The following is a 20635-nucleotide window of genomic DNA, read 5'->3' as shown; positions in this document are numbered from 1 at the left end:
GGCGATCAGCCGATCCCGGGGATGAAGGAGATGATCACGTCGATGATCTTGATTCCGATGAAGGGCGCGATCAGACCGCCGATGCCGTAGATCCCGAGGTTGCGCCGCAGCATCTTGTCCGCGCTCATCGGCCGGTACCGCACGCCCTTCAGGGAGAGCGGCACCAGCGCGATGATGATCAGCGCGTTGAAGATGACGGCCGACAGGATCGCGGAGTTGGGCGAGGACAGGTGCATGATGTTCAGCTTGTCCAGGCCCGGGTAGACCGCAGCGAACAGCGCCGGGATGATCGCGAAGTACTTCGCGACGTCGTTGGCGATGGAGAACGTGGTCAGCGCGCCGCGCGTGATCAGCAGCTGCTTGCCGATCTCGACGATCTCGATGAGCTTGGTCGGGTTGGAGTCGAGGTCGACCATGTTGCCGGCCTCCTTGGCGGCCGACGTACCGGTGTTCATCGCCACGCCGACGTCGGCCTGCGCGAGCGCGGGCGCGTCGTTGGTGCCGTCACCGGTCATCGCGACCAGCTTGCCGCCCGACTGCTCCCGCTTGATGAGGGCCATCTTGTCCTCGGGAGTCGCCTCGGCGAGGAAGTCGTCGACGCCCGCCTCCTCGGCGATCGCCTTCGCGGTCAGCGGGTTGTCACCCGTGATCATGACCGTCTTGATGCCCATCCGGCGCAGTTCCTCGAACCGCTCCCGCATGCCCTCCTTGACGACGTCCTTGAGGTGGATGACACCCAGGACGCGGGCGCCCTTCTCGTCCCTGACGGCGACCAGCAGCGGAGTGCCGCCGGCCTCGGAGATGCGGTTCGCTATCGCGTCCGCGTCCTTGGCGACAGTGCCGCCCTCCGCCTCCACCCAGGCGATGACCGAGGCGGTGGCGCCCTTGCGGACCTTGCGGCCGTCGACGTCCACACCGGACATACGGGTCTGGGCGGTGAAGGCGATCCACTCGGCGTGCGCCAGCTCGCCCTGGTGGCGCTCGCGCAGCCCGTACGTCTCCTTCGCCAGGACGACGATGGAGCGGCCCTCGGGCGTCTCGTCGGCCAGCGAGGAGAGCTGGGCGGCGTCGGCGACCTCGGCCTCGGTGGTGCCCTTGACCGGGACGAACTCGGCGGCCTGGCGGTTGCCGAGGGTGATGGTGCCGGTCTTGTCGAGCAGCAGCGTGGAGACGTCACCGGCGGCCTCGACCGCGCGGCCCGACATGGCCAGGACGTTGCGCTGGACCAGGCGGTCCATGCCCGCGATGCCGATCGCGGAGAGCAGGGCGCCGATGGTGGTCGGGATGAGGCAGACCAGCAGGGCGACCAGCACGACCATCGTCAGGTGAGTGCCCGCGTAGGTGGCGAACGGCGGCAGCGTGGCACAGGCCAGCAGGAAGACGATCGTCAGCGACGCCAGCAGGATGTTCAGGGCGATCTCGTTCGGCGTCTTCTGCCGGGCCGCGCCCTCGACCAGGTTGATCATCCGGTCGATGAAGGTCTCGCCCGGCTTCGTCGTGATCTTGATGACGATGCGGTCGGAGAGCACCTTCGTGCCGCCGGTGACCGCCGAGCGGTCGCCGCCGGACTCACGGATGACCGGGGCCGACTCACCGGTGATCGCCGACTCGTCCACCGACGCGACCCCCTCGATGACGTCGCCGTCACCCGGGATGATGTCACCGGCCTCGCAGACCACCAGGTCACCGATGGTCAGCGCGGTGCCCGGGACCTGCTCCTCGGACGTGCCGTCCGCGAGCAGGCGGCGCGCCACCGTGTCGGTCTTGGCCTTGCGCAGGGTATCGGCCTGCGCCTTGCCGCGGCCCTCGGCGACCGCCTCCGCCAGGTTGGCGAAGATCACGGTCAGCCACAGCCAGGCGCTGATCGCCCAGCCGAACCAGTCGGACGGGTCCTTGAAGGAGAACACCGTGGTGAGCACGGAGCCGATCCACACCACGAACATCACGGGAGACTTGACCATCACCCGCGGGTCGAGCTTGCGGAACGCGTCCGGCAGCGACTTGATCAGTGCCTTGGGTTCGAAGAGGCCCGCTCCGACTCGGCCCTCGGCGGGCTTGTGCCCGGTGGGGACGTCGCTGTGCGGCGCCCGGGTGGGTGTGGCTGTGGACATGGAGTCCTCTGGGTTCTCTGTGCGGGTGGTCATCACGCCAGTCCTTCCGCGAGCGGACCCAGGGCGAGGGCCGGGAAGTAGGTGAGACCGGTGATGATCAGGATCGCGCCCACCAGCAGGCCGGTGAACAGCGGCTTCTCGGTGCGCAAGGTGCCGGCCGTGACCGGGACGGGCTTCTGCTCCGCGAGCGAACCGGCCAGCGCCAGCACGAACACCATCGGCAGGAAGCGGCCCAGGAGCATCGCGAGACCGGTCATGGTGTTGTACCAGTCGGTGTTCGCGTTCAGGCCGGCGAAGGCCGAGCCGTTGTTGTTCGACGCCGACGTGAAGGCGTACAGCACCTCGGAGAATCCGTGCGCGCCCGAGTTGAGCATCGAGTTCGGCGGGGTCGGCAGCGCCATGGAGGCGGCCGTGAAGACGAGCACCAGGGCGGGGGTGATCAGGATGTAGCAGGCGGCGAGCTTCATCTCCCGCGCGCCGATCTTCTTGCCCAGGTACTCGGGCGTACGGCCGACCATCAGACCGGCGATGAACACCGCGATCACGGCCATGATCAGGATGCCGTACAGGCCGGAGCCGGTACCGCCGGGCGCGATCTCGCCCAGCATCATGCTGAGCATGGTGATCCCGCCGCCCAGCCCGGTGAAGGAGGAGTGGAAGGAGTCCACCGCACCGGTCGACGTCAGCGTCGTGGACACGGCGAAGATCGAGGACGAGCCGACGCCGAAGCGGACCTCCTTGCCCTCCATCGCCCCGCCGGCCGCCTGCAGCGCCGGGCCGTGGTGGGCGAACTCGGTCCACATCATCAGCGCGGTGAAACCGAGCCAGATGGTGAACATCGTGGCGAGGATGGCGTAACCCTGTTTGACCGAGCCGACCATCACGCCGAAGGTGCGGGTCAGCGAGAACGGGATCACCAGGATCAGGAAGATCTCGAAGAGGTTCGTGAACGCGCTGGGGTTCTCGAAGGGGTGGGCACTGTTGGCGTTGAAGTAGCCGCCGCCGTTGGTGCCCAGCTCCTTGATGGCCTCCTGCGAGGCGACCGCGCCGCCGTTCCACTGCTGCGAGCCGCCCATGAACTGACCGACCTCATGGATGCCGGAGAAGTTCTGGATCGCGCCGCACGCCACCAGGACGACGGCGGCGATCGCGGCACCCGGAAGAAGGATCCGCAGCGTGCCGCGCACCAGGTCGGACCAGAAGTTGCCGAGCTCACCGGTGCGCGAGCGCGCGAAGCCGCGTACCAGGGCCACGGCCACGGCCATGCCGACCGCGGCGGAGACGAAGTTCTGCACGGCCAGACCGGCGGTCTGCACGACGTGACCCATGGTCTGCTCGCCGTAGTACGACTGCCAGTTGGTGTTGGTCACGAAGGACACGGCCGTGTTGAACGACTGCGCCGGGTTGACCGAGGAGAAGCCCATCGAGCCGGGCAGGACGCCCTGCAGCCGCTGGAGCAGGTAGAGGAACAGGACGCTGACCGCCGAGAAGGCGAGGACACCGCGCAGATACGCGGGCCAGGTCATCTCGGCGTCGGGGTTGGCGCCGATGCCCTTGTAGATCCACTTCTCGACGCGCAGGTGCTTGTCGGAGGAGTAGACCCGGGCCATGTAGTTGCCGACAGGGGCGTAGACGAGTGCCAGTGCGCCTATCAGGGCGAGCAGCTGGAGCAGGCCGGCCGATACGGGACCCATATGTCTCTCAGAACCTCTCCGGGAAGATCAGGGCGAGGACGAGATAGCCCAGCAGGGCGACGGCCACGACCAGGCCGACGACGTTTTCGGCGGTCACAGCTTCGTCACCCCCTTGGCGACAAGGGCCACCAGCGCGAAACCCGCGAGCACGGTGACGACGAAGGCCAGATCGGCCATCGCGAACTCCTGGAGTGAGGTTCGGTGAAACGGACGATTCGAGGAAAGCGCCTGGCTGGCCGGATCCGGACGCCCGTTGACGACTCTCTTACGGCAGCCCTTACGGCTTTGACGGGGCTCTTACGGCTCCTGACTCGTACCGGTCGGTAATCCCACGTGACCGACGGTGACCGATCTCACAGCCGGAAGCGCAGCCGGCAGATCACCGCATCCGTCTCCCTGTGGACGGCATGTGCGACGACCGCGCCCCGCTGGTTCTGCAGCAGCCGCTGCCACAACCGCTCCGGCTCGGCCTCCGGGATCAGGACGGTGACCCGGGTGCGCGGCTCGGAAGCGGCCGCCTCGCGGGCGTACGCGGCGATGGGACGGCCGAGCATGCGCCGCTCGGAGGCCAGCCGGACCAGGGGCACGCCCGGGTCCCACTCGGCCCAGGCGCGCTCCAGGGCGTGCAACTGGGCGCGGTCCTCGGGGTCCGGGTAGCAGACGGTCACGGCGCGGACCTCGTCGCCGAGCGAGGCGGCCGCGGTCAGGGCCTCGGAGGTGAGCCGGGACAGGCTGGAGACGGGGACGATCACCAGCGAGCGGTCGCGGTGCGGGGCCTCGGGGATGCGGCCGAGGCCGAGCCGCTCGCCGATCCGGGCGTAGGCGCGGTGCACGGCGAGGAAGGCGGCGACCAGTACGGGCAGCGCCACCACGATCAGCCAGGCGCCTTCGGCGAACTTGCTCGCGGTCACGACGACCGTCGAGACACCGGTGAGCAGCGCGCCGAACCCGTTGAGCAGCGCCTTTCCGCGCCAGCCCCGGCCGCGCTCAAGGCGCCAGTGCTTCACCATGCCCACCTGGGCGATGGTGAAGCCGACGAACACACCGATCGCGAACAGCGGCACCAGGGTGTTGGTGTCACCGCCGGAGAAGACGAGCAGCGCGGCCGCGATCACGGCCAGCGCGAGGACGCCGTGCCGGTGGACCTGGCGGTCGGCCTTCAGGGCGAACACGTGCGGCAGGTAGTTGTCGCGGGCGAGGAGCTTGAGCAGCACCGGCAGGCCGCCGAAGGAGGTGTTCGCGGACAGCGCCAGCAGGGTCATCGTCGCGAACTGGATGACGTAGAAGGCCCAGTTGTGGCCGAGGGAGGCGTCCGCGAGCTGGGCGAGGACGGTGACGCCCTCGACCGGCTGGAGGTGGAAGCGGGAGATCAGCACCGACAGGCCGACGAGCATCAGGCCGAGGACGGCGCCGAGGGCGACCTCCGCGCGCTGGGCGCGCTTGACGCGCGGGACGCGGAAGGAGGGGACGGCGTTGGCTATGGCCTCGACGCCGGTCAGGGCGCTGCACCCGGAGGCGAACGCCTTGAGCAGCAGCAGTACACCCACCGACGTGGCGTTGTGCGCGACCACCGAGGCATGCCCGGCGGCGGTCGCGGTGCTCGCCGGGTGGGAGCGGAACAGACCGACCGCGATCAGCACGAAGATGGCGCCGACGAACACGACCGTCGGCACGATGAACGCCTTCGCCGACTCCACGATCCCGCGCAGGTTGACCCCCGTGATCAGGACGAGCACCGCCAGGCACAGCCACAGCCGGTCGTCGTAGAGGGAGGGGAAGGCGGAGGTCAGGGCCGCTACGCCGGCCGTGACGGCGACGGCGACGTTGAGCACGTAGTCCAGCACCAGCGAGGCGGCGGCCACCAGGCTGGTGCGCGCGCCCAGATGGGTCTTCGCGACGGCGTAGGAGCCACCGCCGTCCGGGAAGGCCGCGATCACCTGCCGGTAGGAGGCCACCAGCACCGCGAGCAGGCCGGCGATGGCCAGGGTCACGGGGAGGGTGAAGCCGAGCCCGTGGGCACCCGCGGCCGCCAGCACGAGGACGATCGCCTCGGGGCCGTACGCCACCGACGCCATCGCGTCCAGCGACAGCGCCGCGAGCCCGGTGACGGCGGTCAGCCGGTGGCGTTCGCCCGTATCCGGCGGCTCCTCGTCGGCGGGGACGGCGTCCGGTTCGGTGGTCAGGACGGTCATGGGTGCGTGCTCCTTCGTCAAGAGCCGCGCACGAGGCCCGAGGTGTGCGCGGTGCACCCAGGTTCTGACCGTTTCCAGCCGCATTCGAGCGATCCTTGCGCCATCTTCGCGCTCACAGGTCGGACCTTGATGGGATCTTGACGGTTTTTGATCATGTCGGCGGCCTCGGAGCGGGCCGCGCCCGCATGACCTGCGCCAAGATTCACCTTCGAGTCATCAGAGTCCCGTCAAAATGCGGGGTTTTGGCCCCGCTCGTCTCTACCGTCGGCGGAATGGGACGCCGCGACAACGCACGCAGAGCACCGGCCGGCGCACGCGCCGGGACTCCTGGCGACGCGGTGCACGACCGCCGCTGGGCGCGGGACGTCAGGGATGCCGTCCGGTGCGCCGGCGTCCTGCTCGTCCTGCTCCTGCTCGTCGACTGGGGTACGGGCCGGATCGCGCTCTGGCGCGCCCTTCTGTGGCTCGCCCTCTCCCTCCTGCTGTTCCTCGTGCTGTTTCCCGCCCGGGTCTCGGCCGGCCAGGACTGGCTGGCCTCGCGGCGGCTGCTGCGCGAGCACCGGGTCCGTACCGACCTGCTGGTCTCCGTGCGCTGCCTGGGCGGCGTCTCCCAACGGCTCCTGCTGCGGGACGCGTTCGGCGCGCGGGTCGAGATGGACCCCGACACCCTCGTGCACAATCCCGAGCTGTGGCACCTCCTGGCCGAGAGCGCCCGCAAGGCGGAGGCCGGCGGTCTCCTGCTGTGCGGGCAGACCGCGCTGCACCGTCTCTCGGCGCGTATGGAGCGCGAGACGGCACTGGCCGTGTTCAAGGCGTCCGGGCTGGAGTGACCCGGCTGACCGAGTCCACGCCGCAGATGCGGAGTTGACGTCACACGAGAAAGGAAAGGGCGGCCCGGCGCCCCCGCGTCACCACCCGCGCACCGGCCCCGACGTGTCCAGTGCGGCGCCGGTCTGGTCGGCGAGCGTCATCGCGACCAGCCGGGCCTGGAGGGCGGGTACCTCTCCCGGGCCGGGGGTGAGCATGAAGCGGCCGAGGTAGTGGCCGTTGCCGTAGGCACGCAGCTCGATCTCGCCCTCGGGCCAGCCGTCGGTGTCGGGGTTCCGGCTGCGCCGGCCCACCGTCACGGTCCCGTCCTTCTCCAGGCGCGGCGGCCGCCCCAGCAGGGTGCCGTACTCGAAGCGGCAGGCGCTGAGGCCGAGCAGGCCGGTCAGCTCGCCGCGGACGTGGTCGACGACGATGTCGGCCGAGCGGGCGGACTGGACCAGGCCGGCCGTGCGGTGGATGCGGGCCAGGTACGCCGCCTCCGTCACCGTCAGGACCTGCAGCCGGCGGGCGCGCGCCGCGAGCTGGGAGACGATCACGCCGACGGCCAGCAGCAGCACCGCCGTCGCGATGTCCGCGGAGGCGTCGATGTCGAAGGTCTCGTACGGCCGGGTGAGGAAGAAGTCGTACCAGGCCGCCGCCGACAGCGCGCCCACGGCGCCCGCCGTGCGGCTGCCGAGCGCGGCCACCGCGACGACCACGACGACGAGGACGAGCGCCGCGTTCGTGTGCGACAGACTCGTACGGAAGGGCACGAGGACGAGGGCCGCCAGGAACGGGGCGAACAGGCCCGCGGCCAGGGCGAGCCGGTCGCGTGTCGGCCAGGGACGTGCCGTACCGCGCGCCGGGTGCGGGCGGTGCGGGCTCCAGGTGCCGGTCATGGTGCTCATCACGCACCTCCTAGGCTCTGCTTGATCGCTTCGGCACCCACCGACTGCCCGGCGAAGGGCAGCGAGACGACCATGGTCAGTCCGCCGCCCGGGGTGTCCTCGGGCGCGATGGTGCCGCTCATCGCCTCGGTCAGGCCCCTTGCGAGGGCGAGGCCGAGGCCGAGGCCGGTGGTGTTGTCGGTGTCACCGAGCCGCTGGAACGGCTCGAAGAGACGGTCCCGGCCGGTCCGGGGCAGCCCCGGGCCCCGGTCGATCACCCGTAGTTCCACCCGGCCCGCCAGGGCACTGGCGGTGACCAGCACCTTCCGGCCGGGCGGGGTGTGCCGGGCGGCGTTGCCGACCAGGTTGGCTATCACCCGCTCCAGCAGCGGCGGGTCGGCCAGCACCGGCGGGATCTCCTCCGTGTCCGCCACCACGACCCCGGGGGTGTCCGCCAGCGCCATGGGCAGGACCTCCTCCAGGGAGGTCGGGCGCAGGTTCAGGGTGAGGACTCCCGCCTCCAGACGGCTCAGGTCGAGGAGGTTCTCCACCAGCCGGTTGAGCTTGGCCATGGACTCGTCGGCGGTGGCCAGCAGCTCCTCGCGGTCCTCCGCGGAGAACCGGACGTCACGGCTGCGCAGCGAGGTGACCGCGGCCCAGCCCGCCGCGAGCGGGGTGCGCAGGTCGTGGCCGACGGCCCGCAGCAGCGCCGTACGCATCCGGTCGGCGGCCTTGACGGGTTCCACCTCGGCCGCCGCCTCGGCCAGCCGGGCCCGCTCCACCGCGGAGCCGACGTGCGCGGCGAAGGCGGCCAGCACCCGCCGCTCCGAGGCGGACAGGGTGCGGCCGCGCAGCACGAGGCAGGCGCCGGGACCGGCGGGCACGAAGGTCGTGCCGTCGGTGTCCGGCGGCTCGTCCGCGAGCTCCGCCGACTCCATGCCGAAGGTCTCCCGTGTCCGCTCCAGCAGCGCGGGGATGGTCGCCTCGCCTCGCACGATGGTGCCGGCCAGGGACGACATGGTCTCGGCCTCGGCGGTGGCCCGTGCCGAACGCCTGGACAGCCTGAGGGAGCGGTCGACGACCCCGGCCACGGTGGCCGCGACGACCGCGAAGACGGCGAGCGCGAGCAGCGCGTTGGGATCGTTCAGGGTGAAGGCGCCGATGGGCGGTATGAACCAGTAGTTCAGCAGCAGCGAGGCCGTCACCGACGCGATCAGTGCCGAGGCGACCCCGCCTATGCAGGCCACTCCCACCACGGCCAGCAGGAACAGCAGGGCCTCGCTGGTCAGGTCCAGCGTGCCGCGCACCTGCGCGAGGACGGCCGTCAGCAGCACGGGGATCACCAGACCGGCCACCGGCCCGGCGATCAGCCGGGCCGTGGACAGGGTGCGGCGCCGGGACGGCAGCAGGGTGCCGCGTCCCGCCCGCTCGTGGGTGACCCGGTGCACGTCGATGTCGCCGGACAGCTCGGTCACGGTCTCCCCCGTACCGGGCCCGGTCAGGAACCGCGACAACCGGCCGCGGCGGCTGGTGCCGAGGACCAGCTGGGTGGCGTTCTCCGCGCGGGCGAACTCCACCAGGGTGGTGGCCACGTCGTCGCCGACCACCGAGTGGTAGCTGCCCCCGAGGTCCTCCACGAGCCTGCGCTGCCGGGCGAGGGAGGCGGCCGAGACGCCGCCCGCCAGACCGTCGCTGCGGGCCACGTGCACGGCCAGCAGATCGCCGCCCGCGGACCGGTCGGCGATCCGCGCGGCCCGCCGGACCAGCGTGTCGCCCTCCGGACCGCCGGTCAGGGCCACGACGACCCGCTCCCGGGTCTCCCACACCCCGCCGATGCCGTGCTGCGAGCGGTACTCCTGCAGCGCCTCGTCGACCCGGTCGGCCACCCACAGCAGCGCCAGCTGGCGCAGCGCGGTCAGGTTGCCGGGCCGGAAGTAGTTGGCGAGGGCCGCGTCGATCTTCTCGGGGGCGTAGATGTTGCCGTGCGCCATCCGGCGGCGCAGCCCCTCGGGCGGCATGTCCACCAGCTCGATCTGCCAGGCGCGCCGGACCTGCTCGTCGGGCACCTTCTCGTGCTGCGGGACGTGCGTGATCTTCTCGACGACGTCGTTGAGGGATTCCAGGTGCTGGATGTTGAGCGCGGTGATGACGTCGATGCCGGCGGTGAGCAGCTCCTCGATGTCCTGCCAGCGCTTGGGGTTGCGGCCGTCGCCGGGGACGTTGCTGTGGGCGAACTCGTCGACGATCGCGACCTCGGGGCGCCGGTCCAGCACCGCGCCCAGGTCCATCTCCTCGAACTCACCGCCGCGGTAGACGCAGCGGGCGCGGGGGACGGCCTCCAGGCCGGCGGTCATCGCCTCCGTGTGCGGGCGCCCGTGGCACTCCACGTAGCCCACCACCACGTCGGCGCCGCGCGCGGCACGGCGCCGCCCCTCGTCGAGCATCCGATAGGTCTTGCCGACCCCGGGGGCAGCCCCGAGGTAGACCTTCAGCCGTCCGGGCCGTACGTCACTCATCGCCGCCGACGCGCTCCGCTCACTGGATCAACTCCCCGGTACCGAAGCGGTACTCCTCCCAAAGGAAGCGCCTCGACAGGCCGCCGGGTGCCGCCCTTAGCGGTTCCTTGGCACGGTCCGGGAGGACCTTGACACTGTCTTGACGTGACCTGGGCCGATAGGGTGAAGGCGGTGTGCCGGGAAGTCTGGTCGGCGGGGAGCCAGGGTGGCTCCTTCTCAGGTCCGGGGAGACGGCATGCGCAGCGTCGGCACGGTACTCGCGCTGGTCATTCTGGCCACCGTGGTGGCCACTTTCGCGCGCCGGTGGCGCATTCCCGCCCCCTCGCTGCTGGTCGTCGCCGGTCTGACGGTGGCGCTGCTGCCGGGCACCCCCCAGATCGAGATCAGCCCGGAGATCATCGGGCTCGTGGTGCTGCCGCCGCTGCTGTACGCCAGCGCCGAGGACATGCCCTGGCGGGAGCTGCGCGCGGTGTGGAAACCGGTCGGCATCCTCGCCATAGGCCTTGTCCTGGCCTCGGCTGCGGCCGTCGCCGCGGTGGCGGCCTGGGTGACCCCGCTGTCCTGGCAGATGGCGTTCGTGCTGGGCGCGATCCTGGCCAGCACCGACCCGGTCGCGGTGACCGCGCTCGGCCGCAGGCTCGCCCTGCCGCCCAGGGTGCAGGTGCTCGTCCAGGCGGAGAGCCTGTTCAACGACGCGACCTCGCTGGTGCTGGTCCGGGTGGCGGCGGGCATCGCCGTCGCGTCGGCGGCGGCCGACTGGGGCGCGGCCGGCGGCCAGTTCCTGCTGCTCGCCGGGGGCGGCACGGTGATCGGGGCCGCGGTGGCCGGGGTGGTGGCGCTGATCCGCAGGCGCACCGAGGAACCGGTCCTGGAGACGGTGATAGCGCTGGTCACCCCGTATGCCGCGTATCTGCTGGCGGAGGCCGCGCACACCTCGGGGGTGACGTCGTGCGTGGTGGCCGGGGTGGTCCTCGGCGGCCGCGGCGACCGCCTCACCAATGCCCGCATAAGGCTGCAGCTGCACGCCGTCTACGGCACGGTCGTCTTCCTCCTGGAGAGCGTGGTCTTCTCGCTCATAGGTCTTGCCCTGCCCGCGGAGGTACGGGCGCTGGCCGACGGCGACCGGGCCTGGCCGCTGTACGCCCTCGCCGTCGCCACCACGGTCGTCGCCGTACGGCTGCTGTGGATCGCGCCGCTGTCGGCACTCGTGCAGCGCAGGGGCGGGCTCGGCCGGATGAACTGGCGGGTGCCGATGGTGCTGACCTGGGCGGGCACCCGCGGCGTGATGCCGCTGGCCGCCGCGCTGTCCATCCCCGAGATCACCAAGAGCGGCGCTCCGCTGGAGGACCGGCCCCTGGTCCTCGTCCTGACCACGTCCGTCGTCGTGGTCACCCTCGTCGTCCAGGGCTTCACCCTGGCCCCGGTCGTGCGTGCCTCCGGCATCGCCCTGGAGCCCGCCCACACCGAACGCGAGGAGGTCGAGGCCCGCTCCCGTCTCGCGCACGCCGGACTCGCCCGGCTGGAGGAGCTCGCGGAGCTGGAGGCGGTACCCGACGTGGTCGTCGACCGGCTGCGGCGCGGCCTGACCGCCCGCCTGGACGACGCCCGCGACCGCCTCGCAGAGGGCAACGGCACCGCCGCGGCGACCGAGTCCGCCGACCTGGTCTACCGCCAGCTCCGCCGCGACCTGATCGCCGTGGAGACAGCGGAACTCCAGCGTCTCTACGACGACCATCGCATCAGCGACACGACCCGCCGCCGCCTCCAGCGCTCACTGGACCTGGAGGAGGCCCGCCTGACGGATGCGTGAGCCCTGGACGGCCCATGCGTCGTCCGCGGGTGCGTCGTGGCTGGTCGCGCCCACGCGGCGGAGCCGCACATCGATACGGCCCCGCGCCCCTTTCGGGAGCGGAGCCCTCAGCGATATTCGGCCAGCCGCGGCCGAAGCCCCAGTCCGGTGAGAACCACCGCCGCCAGCAGCAGTCCCCCGGCCCAGGGCAGCAACCCGCTCACCGCCGCCCGGCCCTCCCGCACCGACGCGTCGAAGTGCGCCCGGTTGATCCCGGTCACCTGATCCAGCGCCGCCATCCACGCGCCGAAGTGGGCGTTGGAGGTGCCCGGCTTCCAGTCCATGCAGAACTCGACCGCCTCACGCTCCTTGCCGGCCGCCAGCAGCGCGCGGGCCTTCCGGTCGTCGCGCTCGTAGACGGCGTACGCGCGCACCGTCTTCTCCGCCGCCTCACGCTCACCGGGGAAGGTGATGTTGTCCAGCTCCCGCCGGAACTCCCCGGTGAACCGGAGGTCGTGGTGGTCCCTCTCGTACGCACGCCAGGTGATGGCCAGCTGGTCGTCGTACGTGTCGATGGTCGCGCCGTTGATGCCGTACAGCTGCTGCGACTTGGCGAGGAACGATTCCTCGTAGTGCTCGCGGTACTGCGGGTCGAGGAGGTAGCGGCTCTCGTCGGCGTTGGCGTCGTAGGCGATCGCCCGGGCCCGGGAGAGCGCGACGACGGAGTCGAAGGCGTCGTGGCGGGCCACGCGCAGATGACCGGAGGAGGCGGACAGCATCTGGGTGCCGAGGATCACCGCGAGCAGGGTGCAGACGGTGGCGGCCAGGACCCCGGGGTTGAGGATGCGCCGGAAGCTGCGGGCCAGGTACCACTGCAGGACGCCGAGCACGGCCAGCAGCAGCACGCCGAGGGCGAGGGCGGTGCAGAGCTGGGCGTCCAGGGTGGAGCGGGCGGAGGAGTACTCGGCCTCGAAGGCCGCGTCGTTCGAGGTCACCAAGGTGGTCGCGGCGGGCAGGAGCTCGTTGCGCAGCAGGTCGGTGGCGCGGCGGTAGTCGGCGAGGGCGGCGGCCTTGCCGCCTTTGTGCCCGTCGTTCTCCAGGGCCCGGCCGATCAGTTCCTGGTACTCGGCGAAGTCGTCGGTCAGGTGCTCCACGGTCTTCTCGTCGGAGCGGTCGCCCTGGGCCGCGACTGCGAGGGTGCGCAGGTCATGCCCGATCTCGCGCCGGGCGTCGCCGTAGAAGCCGACCGCCTTCGTGTACGGCGTCCGCAGGCGTCCCTTCCCCGCGTCGCCGCTGGACAGCAGGATGTTGGCCGCCTGGGCGTCCATGTCGTTCAGGGCGAGGTCGAGGTCGGCGGCGCTGGTGGTGCGCGGTGCGTCGCGTTCGGCCACGCTGTCCCAGGTTCCGTGGGCGGCCAGCCCGGCGACGGTCAGCAGCACCGCGAGGGCGGTGGCGAGCAGGACCGTGGCCGCGCGCAGGAGACGCAGCCGCGCGGGCACGGTGGCCCAGAAGCGGCGGCGCAGAGCGGCCCGCGCGGCCCCGGCCTGCCGGCGCAGCCCCGGACCGGGACGCTGCACACGCGAACCCCCGCGTCCCTGTGGTCCGGGGCCGGCGCCGGCCGGTGCGGCCGTCGCTTCCTGTGGCGGTGTCTCCCCCTCGGTCCTTGGACCCCGCGCTGTCTTGGCCGTGAGAGCCACGGTCCCTCCAACGTCACGCCACGGACGGTCGCCCGTCCCCCGTTGACGATCAGTCTGCGACCGGATCAGGCCACCTCTGGCGCGTCTTGACGCCTCCCTGATGGCACATCAGGGAGGCTTGACGGCACTTTGACGGCCCGCACGACACCGCCGTATGAGTGCCGCCAATTCCCGCCGCAGCGGGGCGTTTCGAGCGGCGACGGGGGCTAGATTCGTTGTCGGCCGCCGCCGGGGCCACCAACGTCCACGGGCCCGGCGCAACGGGCGGAGTCCGCACTCCGCAGTGACGCGACGGCGGCCCGGTGCCGGTCCGAGGGACGGGCACCGGCGCACGACGCCTCTCGTCCCGTCGCGGGCGTCCGTGTGCCGCCGTGCGGTGCCGGGGCCCCGGCACCGCACGGCCCGCGCCCTGTCCGACTCCCCCGACCAGACACGAAGGTGTCCATGCTTCCCGCTGCCCCCGAGCAGGCTCCACCGTCACGTCCCGAACGCGCGGCCCGGCCCTTACCCGAGGGGAAGGGGAGACGCCGCGCGCCGAGCGGGCTGTTCGAACCCGTCCAGCTCGTCCGCTCGTTCCCCGAGGCGCTGCGCAAGCTGCACCCGCGCGTCCTGGTCCGCAACCCGGTCCTGTTCGTGGTGTCCGTCGGAGCGGTCCTGACCACCCTCTCCGCGCTGCTCCACCCCGCCGTCTTCACCTGGGTGATCAGCCTGTGGCTGTGGCTGACGGTGGTCTTCGCCAACCTCGCCGAGGCGGTCGCCGAGGGGCGCGGCAAGGCGCAGGCGGAGTCGCTGCGCAGGGCCCGCACGGAGACCGTGGCGCTGCGGTTCCTGCACTGGAGCTACGGCACGGACCCGGCCACCGCCCGCACGGAGGCGGTCGCCGCCACCGACCTGAAGCCCCTGGACGTCGTGCTCGTCGAGGCGGGCGGGATGATCCCGGCGGACGGCGACGTGATCGACGGGGTCGCCGCCGTGGACGAGTCCGCCGTCACCGGTGAATCTGCGCCGGTGATCCGGGAGTCGGGCGGGGACCGCAGCGGTGTCACGGGCGGTACGACGGTGCTGTCCGACCGGATCGTGGTGCGGGTCAGCGCCCGCCCGGGCCACAGCTTCCTGGACCGGATGATCGCCCTGGTCGAGGGCGCCTCCCGGCAGAAGACCCCGAACGAGATCGCGCTGAACATCCTGCTGGCCTCCCTCACGATCATCTTCGTCCTGGTCGTGGTGGCCCTGCAGCCGATGGGCGAGTACGCAGGCGCCGCCCAGTCGACGACCGTGCTGGTCGCCCTTCTCGTCACGCTCATCCCGACCACGATCGGCGCCCTGCTCTCGGCGATCGGCATCGCCGGCATGGACCGGCTGGTGCAGCGCAACGTCGTCGCCATGTCCGGCCGCGCGGTCGAGGCGGCGGGCGACGTGAACACCCTGCTGCTCGACAAGACCGGCACCATCACCCTCGGCAACCGCGAGGCCGCCGCCTTCGTCCCGCTGCCCGGCACCGACGAGCGGCGGCTCGCGGATGCCGCCCAGCTCTCCTCGCTGGCCGACGACACCCCGGAGGGCCGCTCCGTGGTCGTCCTCGCCAAGGACCGGTACGGGCTGCGGGCGCCCGCCGAGGGCGAGTTGGCGAACGCCCGCTGGGTGGCCTTCAGCGCGCAGACCCGGATGAGCGGCGTCGATCTGCGCTGGGACAACGGAGCGGTCTGCGCCATCCGCAAGGGTGCCGCGCAGCAGGTGATCGAGTGGGTGCTGATGTACGGCGGCCAGGTGCCGCCCGAGGCACGGGCGTACGCCGATGCCGTGGCCGCCTCCGGCGGGACACCGCTGCTGGTCGCGGTGCACGACTGGGACGGACCGCGTGTCCTCGGCCTCGTTCATCTCAAGGACGTCGTCAAGGACGGCATCCGCGAACGCTTCGCGGAACTGCGCCGCATGGGCATCCGCACCGTCATGGTGACGGGCGACAACCCGCTCACCGCCCGCGCCATCGCCGAAGAGGCCGGCGTGGACGACTACCTGGCCGAGGCGACTCCCGAGGACAAGCTCGCGCTGATCCGACGGGAACAGGCCGGCGGCAAGCTCGTCGCGATGACCGGCGACGGCACCAACGACGCACCGGCGCTCGCGCAGGCGGATGTCGGCGTGGCGATGAACACCGGTACGTCGGCCGCCAAGGAGGCCGGCAACATGGTCGACCTCGACTCCAACCCGACCAAGCTCATCGAGATCGTCGATATCGGCAAGCAACTGCTCATCACCCGGGGCGCGTTGACCACCTTCTCCATCACCAACGACGTCGCCAAGTACTTCGCGATCATCCCGGCGATGTTCGCGGGCTCCTACCCGGGCCTGGAGTCGCTGAACATCATGGGCCTGCACAGCCCGACCTCCGCCATCACCTCGGCGATCATCTTCAACGCGCTGATCATCGTCGCGCTGATCCCGCTCGCCCTGCGCGGCGTGCGCTACACCCCCTCCTCCGCCCACGACCTGCTGCGCCGCAACCTGCTCGTCTACGGCCTCGGCGGCCTGGTCCTGCCCTTCGTGGGCATCAAGCTGATCGACCTGCTGATCTCCGGGGTGCCCGGCCTTGGGTGAACCACGTCCGTCCGCCTGGCTCGCCCGTCAAGGTCCCGTATGCGCACGTCAGAGCCTCGTCAGAGACCGGGATTCCGGCTTGCCCGGCGGATGCGGGACCGCTTCCATGGAGTCCGTGAACAGCGCCTGGCTCCTGCTCGACCGGCCGCCGAGTCCCGCTCGGCCGCCGCGTCGCATGCCGCGCTGACCGGAAGCGTCCCGCGTCCCGCCGACGCCGCTTTCCGTGACCGAGGGGCGCCGTGATCGGCTCCGGCGCCCCTCGCTCCACTTTCTCCGACCCACGCCCACCGCCCTCGCCGGGCCGTGACGGCGTGCCCGCACCCCCGGATGGGAACATGCCCGACTCAACACTTTCGTCATTCTCCGGCCGCACCGTCCTGGTCACCGGTGCCACCTCCGGCATCGGCTACGAGACCGCCCGGCAGCTCGCCGAGCGCGGTGCCACCGTGCTGCTGCACGGCCGCACCGCCGAGGAGACCCGCGCCGCCGCCGACCGCCTGATCGCCACGACCGGCGTCAAGGCCGACCGACTGGCCGCGTACGCCGCCGACTTCAGCCACCTGGAGGAGGTGGAGATCCTCGCCCGCACGGTGGTCACCGCGCATCGGCACCTGGACGTCCTGGTCAACAACGCGGGCATGGCCGCCCCCGAGCGGCACACCGTCACCGCCGACGGCAACGAGATCGCCTTCCAGGTCAACTTCCTCGCCCACTACCTGCTGACCTGTCTGCTGGAACCGGCCCTGACCAGCGACCCGGGCGGCCGCGTCGTCAACGTCTCCTCCTCCCTGCACCGCACCGCCTCCATCCAGTGGGCCGACCCCAACCGCGCCCGCCGCTACTCCCGCCTCGCCGCCTACGCCCAGTCGCAGCTGGCGCTCACGGTGTTCGCGGCCGACCCGCGCGTCACCGCCGTCTCCGTGCACCCCGGCGTCTGCGAGACGGCCCTGCTCCCCCTCTACGCCCACGAGGGCGTCGCCCCCACCGACGGGGCCAGGCACGTGGTCCGGCTGTGCGACCCTGCGGTCGAGATCGTCAACGGCGCCTACTACGACCGCGACGAGCGCGTCGACCCGGCTCCGGCCGCGACCGAGGACCGCACGGTCCGGCGCCTGAACAAGCTGGCGGACCTGCTGGTCGGCCGTACCGCTTGAACGACACGAGTCACCCCAGGAATCCGCAGAGAATGTGTGCAGGAGTGCCACATGGGCCGCACACAGTCTTCCGAAAGCCTCGTTAGCGTTGCTGGCCGCTCGCTCCCTCGTGCGAACGTGGCCAGGCCCCCCGGGCCGAGGCCACAGGCGCCGTCGACTCAGGAAGACCGCAAATGGACTACTGCTCCTCGTGCCGTCGGCATCTGAACGGCGCCCTGGTGTGCCCCGGGTGCGGTGCCTACGCCCCGGACATCGCTCCTCCCGCCGCCTCGGCGGTGACGGTGCGGCCGGTGCGCGAGGCCGGCTCGGCCGATGCCTGGTACCACGGCGGTCTCCCCGACGAGCCGGCAGCGGCCGCCCCGGACGAGGCACCGTCCGACGAGGTGACCGGCGCTCCGCCCGCGCAGCGGGGACGGGCGGCCCGGCGCCGCCAGCTGGCCCGCTGGAAGAAGAACAAGCGCCGGGCCGCGGTCGCCACCGCCGTCGCGCTCGTCGGCGGCGGGCTCACCCTGGCCGCACTGGACCGGCAGTCCCCCGACCGGGCCCAGGCGGCCTCGGCACCGGACAACCGGCCCATGGGCGCCACGGACGGACAGGCCACCGGCGACGCCCGCCCGGAGCCGACACCGCCCGGCACCCACCGGTCCCCGCACACCGCCGCCCCGGCCCATGCCCAGGCACCCGCCGCCGGCGCACCGCACCGACACACCCTCGCCGCCGCACCCCGGACCACCACGCCGGACACCCACCCCGATTCCGCGGCCGCGCCCGTCCCCGCCCAGACGCCGGCCGCGCCTCATCGGCACACCACCGCGCCCGTCTCCGGCAACACCGGCACCGGCACGACGGCACAGCAGCCGTCCGCGCCGCCGGCCACCCCGGCTCCCGCCCCCTCGGCCGGCGGCGGAACGGACCAGGGAACGTCCCCGGCGAGCCCCTCCCCGGCGGCGACCTCGCCGTCCCAGCTCTGCCTGGTCCTGGTGTGCCTCGGCTGACCGCCCTCCGGCGGCTCGGGCCGGCCGGAGCCGCCGAGGCGTAAGGATTCCGTCAGGATCCGCCACCCGGGTGTCAGAACTCCGTCAGCAGCGGTCGCGGGGCGTCATACGGCGCCTAGCGTCGCTGTCATGCGACGGAGCAGACCGGCGAGCCCGGCCGGCGACCGCCACTGGCGTGGCAGCGCCCGGCTGGCTCTGGGCTGCGCCCTGACGTTCTGCGCCATGACCCTGCTCGTCGACTGGGACGCGGGGAGCCTGACGCCGGCGCGCGCGCTGCTCTGGATCGCCCTGTCGGTGGCGGTGTGCGTCGTCCTGCTGCCGCAGCGGGTCAGCGCGGGCCCCGGCTGGCTGGCCGTCCGCACCCCCTGGCGCCGCCTCGTGGTCCACACGGACGCGCTGGCGGCCGTACGGCAGTACGGCGGCATCTCCTCCCACCTCGTCCTGCGGGACGTCCACGGCCATCGCATCCAGCTCGATCCCCGGGTCCTCGCCGCGAACCCGCTGCTCTGGCACGAGCTCGACACGGGCGTACGCCGCTCCCTGGAACGCGGCACCCTGCGCCACGGCGCGGACGTCCTGGCCCGCCTCGGCCGCCAGATCGACGCCGAGGCCCGGGCGGTCCTGCGCGCATCGGGGCTCTCCTGATCCGCTTCCCGCCCTGGTTCAGCGTTCGTCGCCGCTCAGGCGGGCCCCGTTGACGGCGGTGTCGAAGACCGGCCGGTACGTGTGCCATTGCGCGTCCGGCGCGGACAGGTAGATCACGTACTGGGTGCCGTCGGCGCCGGCGAAGGCCAGCTCCGCCCCCCGGTACTTCCGTGCCCTGCCGTCGAAGGTGAATTCCCAGTACCCGGCGGGCCGTCCCCGGAAGGTGGTCGCGGCCATCCGCACCCGTTCGTAGTTGGGATTCTTGCGACGGGTCTGGTCCTCTTCCGTCTCACGCCAGTGCTGCAGCGGATCGGTGCCCGCGAACTGGACGACGTTGACCCTCAGGCCCACCTTGCCGGATGGGTCTATGTAGCCGACCTCACCACCGGCCAGCGTCTTTCTGGTCCAGCCGTCCTGGACCGGCACGGAGATGCCGGTGTCCGCTTTCGCCAGGTGGTAACCGTCCGGCAACGGCGGCACGGTGGAGCCGGAAGGGCCGGTACTCGGCGAGGAGGCGGAGGAGGCATCGGCCCGGTGGGTGTGCGGCGCATCGGCACGGTCCCTGAGCCACCACAGCGCACCGCCCGCCACACCGGCGGCGAGTGCCACGGCCAGGACCGACCGCATCACCGTGCGGCGACGGCCGCCGCCCTTTCGTCCGGAAGGAGTGCGGTCCACGGCACGGTCCGAGAGCGTGGGCGGATCGACGGGAGCGGTACGTGTGCCGGTCACCTCGCCCAGGAGGCGTTCGACCTCGTGCACGTCCATCCGCTGTTCCGGTTCCTTGACGAGCAGGCCCTCGATCACCGGGGCCAGGTCGCCGGCGTTGCGGAGAGGCTCGTACGAGTCGGTGGCGATGGCGTACGCGGTCTCGATGGGAGTGTCGCGGTGGAACGGGTGCCGCCCCTCGACCGCCTGGTACAGCGTTGCCCCGAGGGACCACAGATCACTGGCGGGACCAGGCTCCCGGTGCCCGCTCCTGAGGCGCTCGGGCGCCAGGTAGCGAATGGAGCCGATCAGCTCGCCGGACTTGGTCAGCGAGGACGTTCCCGACTCCATGGCGATCCCGAAGTCGGTGAGGACGATCCGCCCGCCGTCACCCAGCAGAACGTTGGCGGGTTTGACGTCCCGGTGCAGGACCCCGGCCTCGTGGGCGGCGCGCAGGGCGGCGGCCGTGGCACGGCCGATCCGGGCGGCTTCCTCAGGGGCCAGCGCACCCTGACGCTTGAGGACATCGCTCAACGTGACCGACGGGATGTACTCCATGACGATGCACGGCAGGCCCTCGTCATCGACGACGTCGTGCACCACGATCACGTTGGGGTGGGTGATCCGGGCGGCGCTGCGGGCCTCGCGACGGGTGCGCTCGTAAAGCCTGTGGACCTCGTCGTCGTGCAGATGCGGCGGGATGTGCAGCTTCTTCACGGCGACGTGACGGCCGAGCAACTTGTCCTCGGCCCGCCACACGGTGCCCATGCCGCCGCTGCCCACCCGCTCCACCAGCAGGTACCGGCCGGCTACGAGCCGTCCAAGATCGGACACCGTGAGAT

Annotated in this window: 14 protein-coding genes; 6 read left to right on the top strand and 8 right to left on the bottom strand. The window is 71.8% G+C overall.

Annotation, left to right across the window (positions count from 1 at the left end; all coding sequences use genetic code 11):
- Positions 1-5: 5 nt before the first annotated feature.
- From kdpB (AVL59_RS02195) to AVL59_RS02180, 4 genes are all read right to left on the bottom strand, one after another.
- The gene (kdpB, locus tag AVL59_RS02195) at positions 6-2144 is read right to left on the bottom strand and encodes a potassium-transporting ATPase subunit KdpB (RefSeq protein WP_208870290.1); all 2139 of its coding nucleotides are present in this window, start codon (positions 2142-2144) and stop codon (positions 6-8) included.
- Positions 2144-3805: a potassium-transporting ATPase subunit KdpA gene (kdpA, locus tag AVL59_RS02190; RefSeq protein WP_067299522.1), complete on the bottom strand. Its 1662-nt coding sequence runs from the start codon at positions 3803-3805 to the stop codon at positions 2144-2146. Before kdpA ends, kdpB (AVL59_RS02195) begins: the two co-directional genes overlap by 1 nt.
- Positions 3806-3812: 7 nt before the next feature.
- On the bottom strand, positions 3813-3902 hold the full coding sequence (gene kdpF, locus AVL59_RS02185; RefSeq protein ID WP_009326374.1) for a K(+)-transporting ATPase subunit F: 90 nt from the start codon (positions 3900-3902) through the stop codon (positions 3813-3815).
- 256 nt (positions 3903-4158) lie between these two features.
- Positions 4159-5997 carry an APC family permease gene (locus tag AVL59_RS02180; RefSeq protein ID WP_067299521.1) on the bottom strand — a complete coding sequence of 613 codons (1839 nt, stop codon included), beginning with the start codon at positions 5995-5997 and terminating at the stop codon, positions 4159-4161.
- A 272-nt stretch (positions 5998-6269) separates the two neighbouring features.
- On the opposite strand from AVL59_RS02180, the gene AVL59_RS02175 reads away from it, so the two are divergent.
- Positions 6270-6827, top strand: a complete 558-nt coding sequence (locus AVL59_RS02175) for a hypothetical protein (RefSeq protein WP_067299520.1) — start codon at positions 6270-6272, stop codon at positions 6825-6827.
- A gap of 78 nt (positions 6828-6905) precedes the next feature.
- On the opposite strand, the gene AVL59_RS02170 is transcribed toward AVL59_RS02175, so the two are convergent.
- Positions 6906-7712 carry a DUF4118 domain-containing protein gene (locus AVL59_RS02170; RefSeq protein ID WP_308281979.1) on the bottom strand — a complete coding sequence of 269 codons (807 nt, stop codon included), beginning with the start codon at positions 7710-7712 and terminating at the stop codon, positions 6906-6908.
- Entirely contained in the window at positions 7712-10207 is a 2496-nt protein-coding gene (locus AVL59_RS02165) for a sensor histidine kinase (RefSeq protein ID WP_067299519.1), read from the bottom strand. The genes AVL59_RS02170 and AVL59_RS02165 overlap by 1 nt, the downstream gene beginning before the upstream one ends.
- Before the next feature lie 235 nt (positions 10208-10442).
- On the opposite strand from AVL59_RS02165, the gene AVL59_RS02160 reads away from it, so the two are divergent.
- Entirely contained in the window at positions 10443-12017 is a 1575-nt protein-coding gene (locus AVL59_RS02160) for a Na+/H+ antiporter (RefSeq protein ID WP_067299518.1), read from the top strand.
- Between the two features lie 107 nt (positions 12018-12124).
- Here the strand turns inward: AVL59_RS02160 and AVL59_RS02155 are convergent, their stop codons facing one another.
- Positions 12125-13573: a hypothetical protein gene (locus AVL59_RS02155; protein ID WP_067299517.1), complete on the bottom strand. Its 1449-nt coding sequence runs from the start codon at positions 13571-13573 to the stop codon at positions 12125-12127.
- A gap of 564 nt (positions 13574-14137) precedes the next feature.
- On the opposite strand from AVL59_RS02155, the gene kdpB (AVL59_RS02150) reads away from it, so the two are divergent.
- The 4 genes from kdpB (AVL59_RS02150) to AVL59_RS02135 all read left to right on the top strand — a co-directional run bounded on the left by kdpB (AVL59_RS02150) (position 14138) and on the right by AVL59_RS02135 (position 19085).
- Positions 14138-16291: a potassium-transporting ATPase subunit KdpB gene (kdpB, locus tag AVL59_RS02150; protein ID WP_067299516.1), complete on the top strand. Its 2154-nt coding sequence runs from the start codon at positions 14138-14140 to the stop codon at positions 16289-16291.
- Positions 16292-16626: 335 nt separating this feature from the next.
- The gene (locus tag AVL59_RS02145) at positions 16627-17445 is read left to right on the top strand and encodes an SDR family NAD(P)-dependent oxidoreductase (RefSeq protein WP_067299515.1); all 819 of its coding nucleotides are present in this window, start codon (positions 16627-16629) and stop codon (positions 17443-17445) included.
- A 173-nt stretch (positions 17446-17618) separates the two neighbouring features.
- Positions 17619-18440, top strand: coding sequence for an SCO2400 family protein (locus AVL59_RS02140; protein WP_067299514.1), 822 nt, complete (start codon positions 17619-17621; stop codon positions 18438-18440).
- A 129-nt stretch (positions 18441-18569) separates the two neighbouring features.
- Complete coding sequence (locus tag AVL59_RS02135) at positions 18570-19085, top strand: hypothetical protein (protein WP_067299513.1); 516 nt, start codon at positions 18570-18572, stop codon at positions 19083-19085.
- An 18-nt stretch (positions 19086-19103) separates the two neighbouring features.
- On the opposite strand, the gene AVL59_RS02130 is transcribed toward AVL59_RS02135, so the two are convergent.
- Entirely contained in the window at positions 19104-20627 is a 1524-nt protein-coding gene (locus AVL59_RS02130) for a serine/threonine-protein kinase (protein ID WP_067316794.1), read from the bottom strand.
- Positions 20628-20635 lie beyond the last annotated feature (8 nt).

This window comes from Streptomyces griseochromogenes (genome assembly GCF_001542625.1).
Classification (GTDB): Bacteria; Actinomycetota; Actinomycetes; order Streptomycetales; family Streptomycetaceae; genus Streptomyces; species Streptomyces griseochromogenes.
This window is presented reverse-complemented; position numbering and strand designations above follow the sequence as displayed.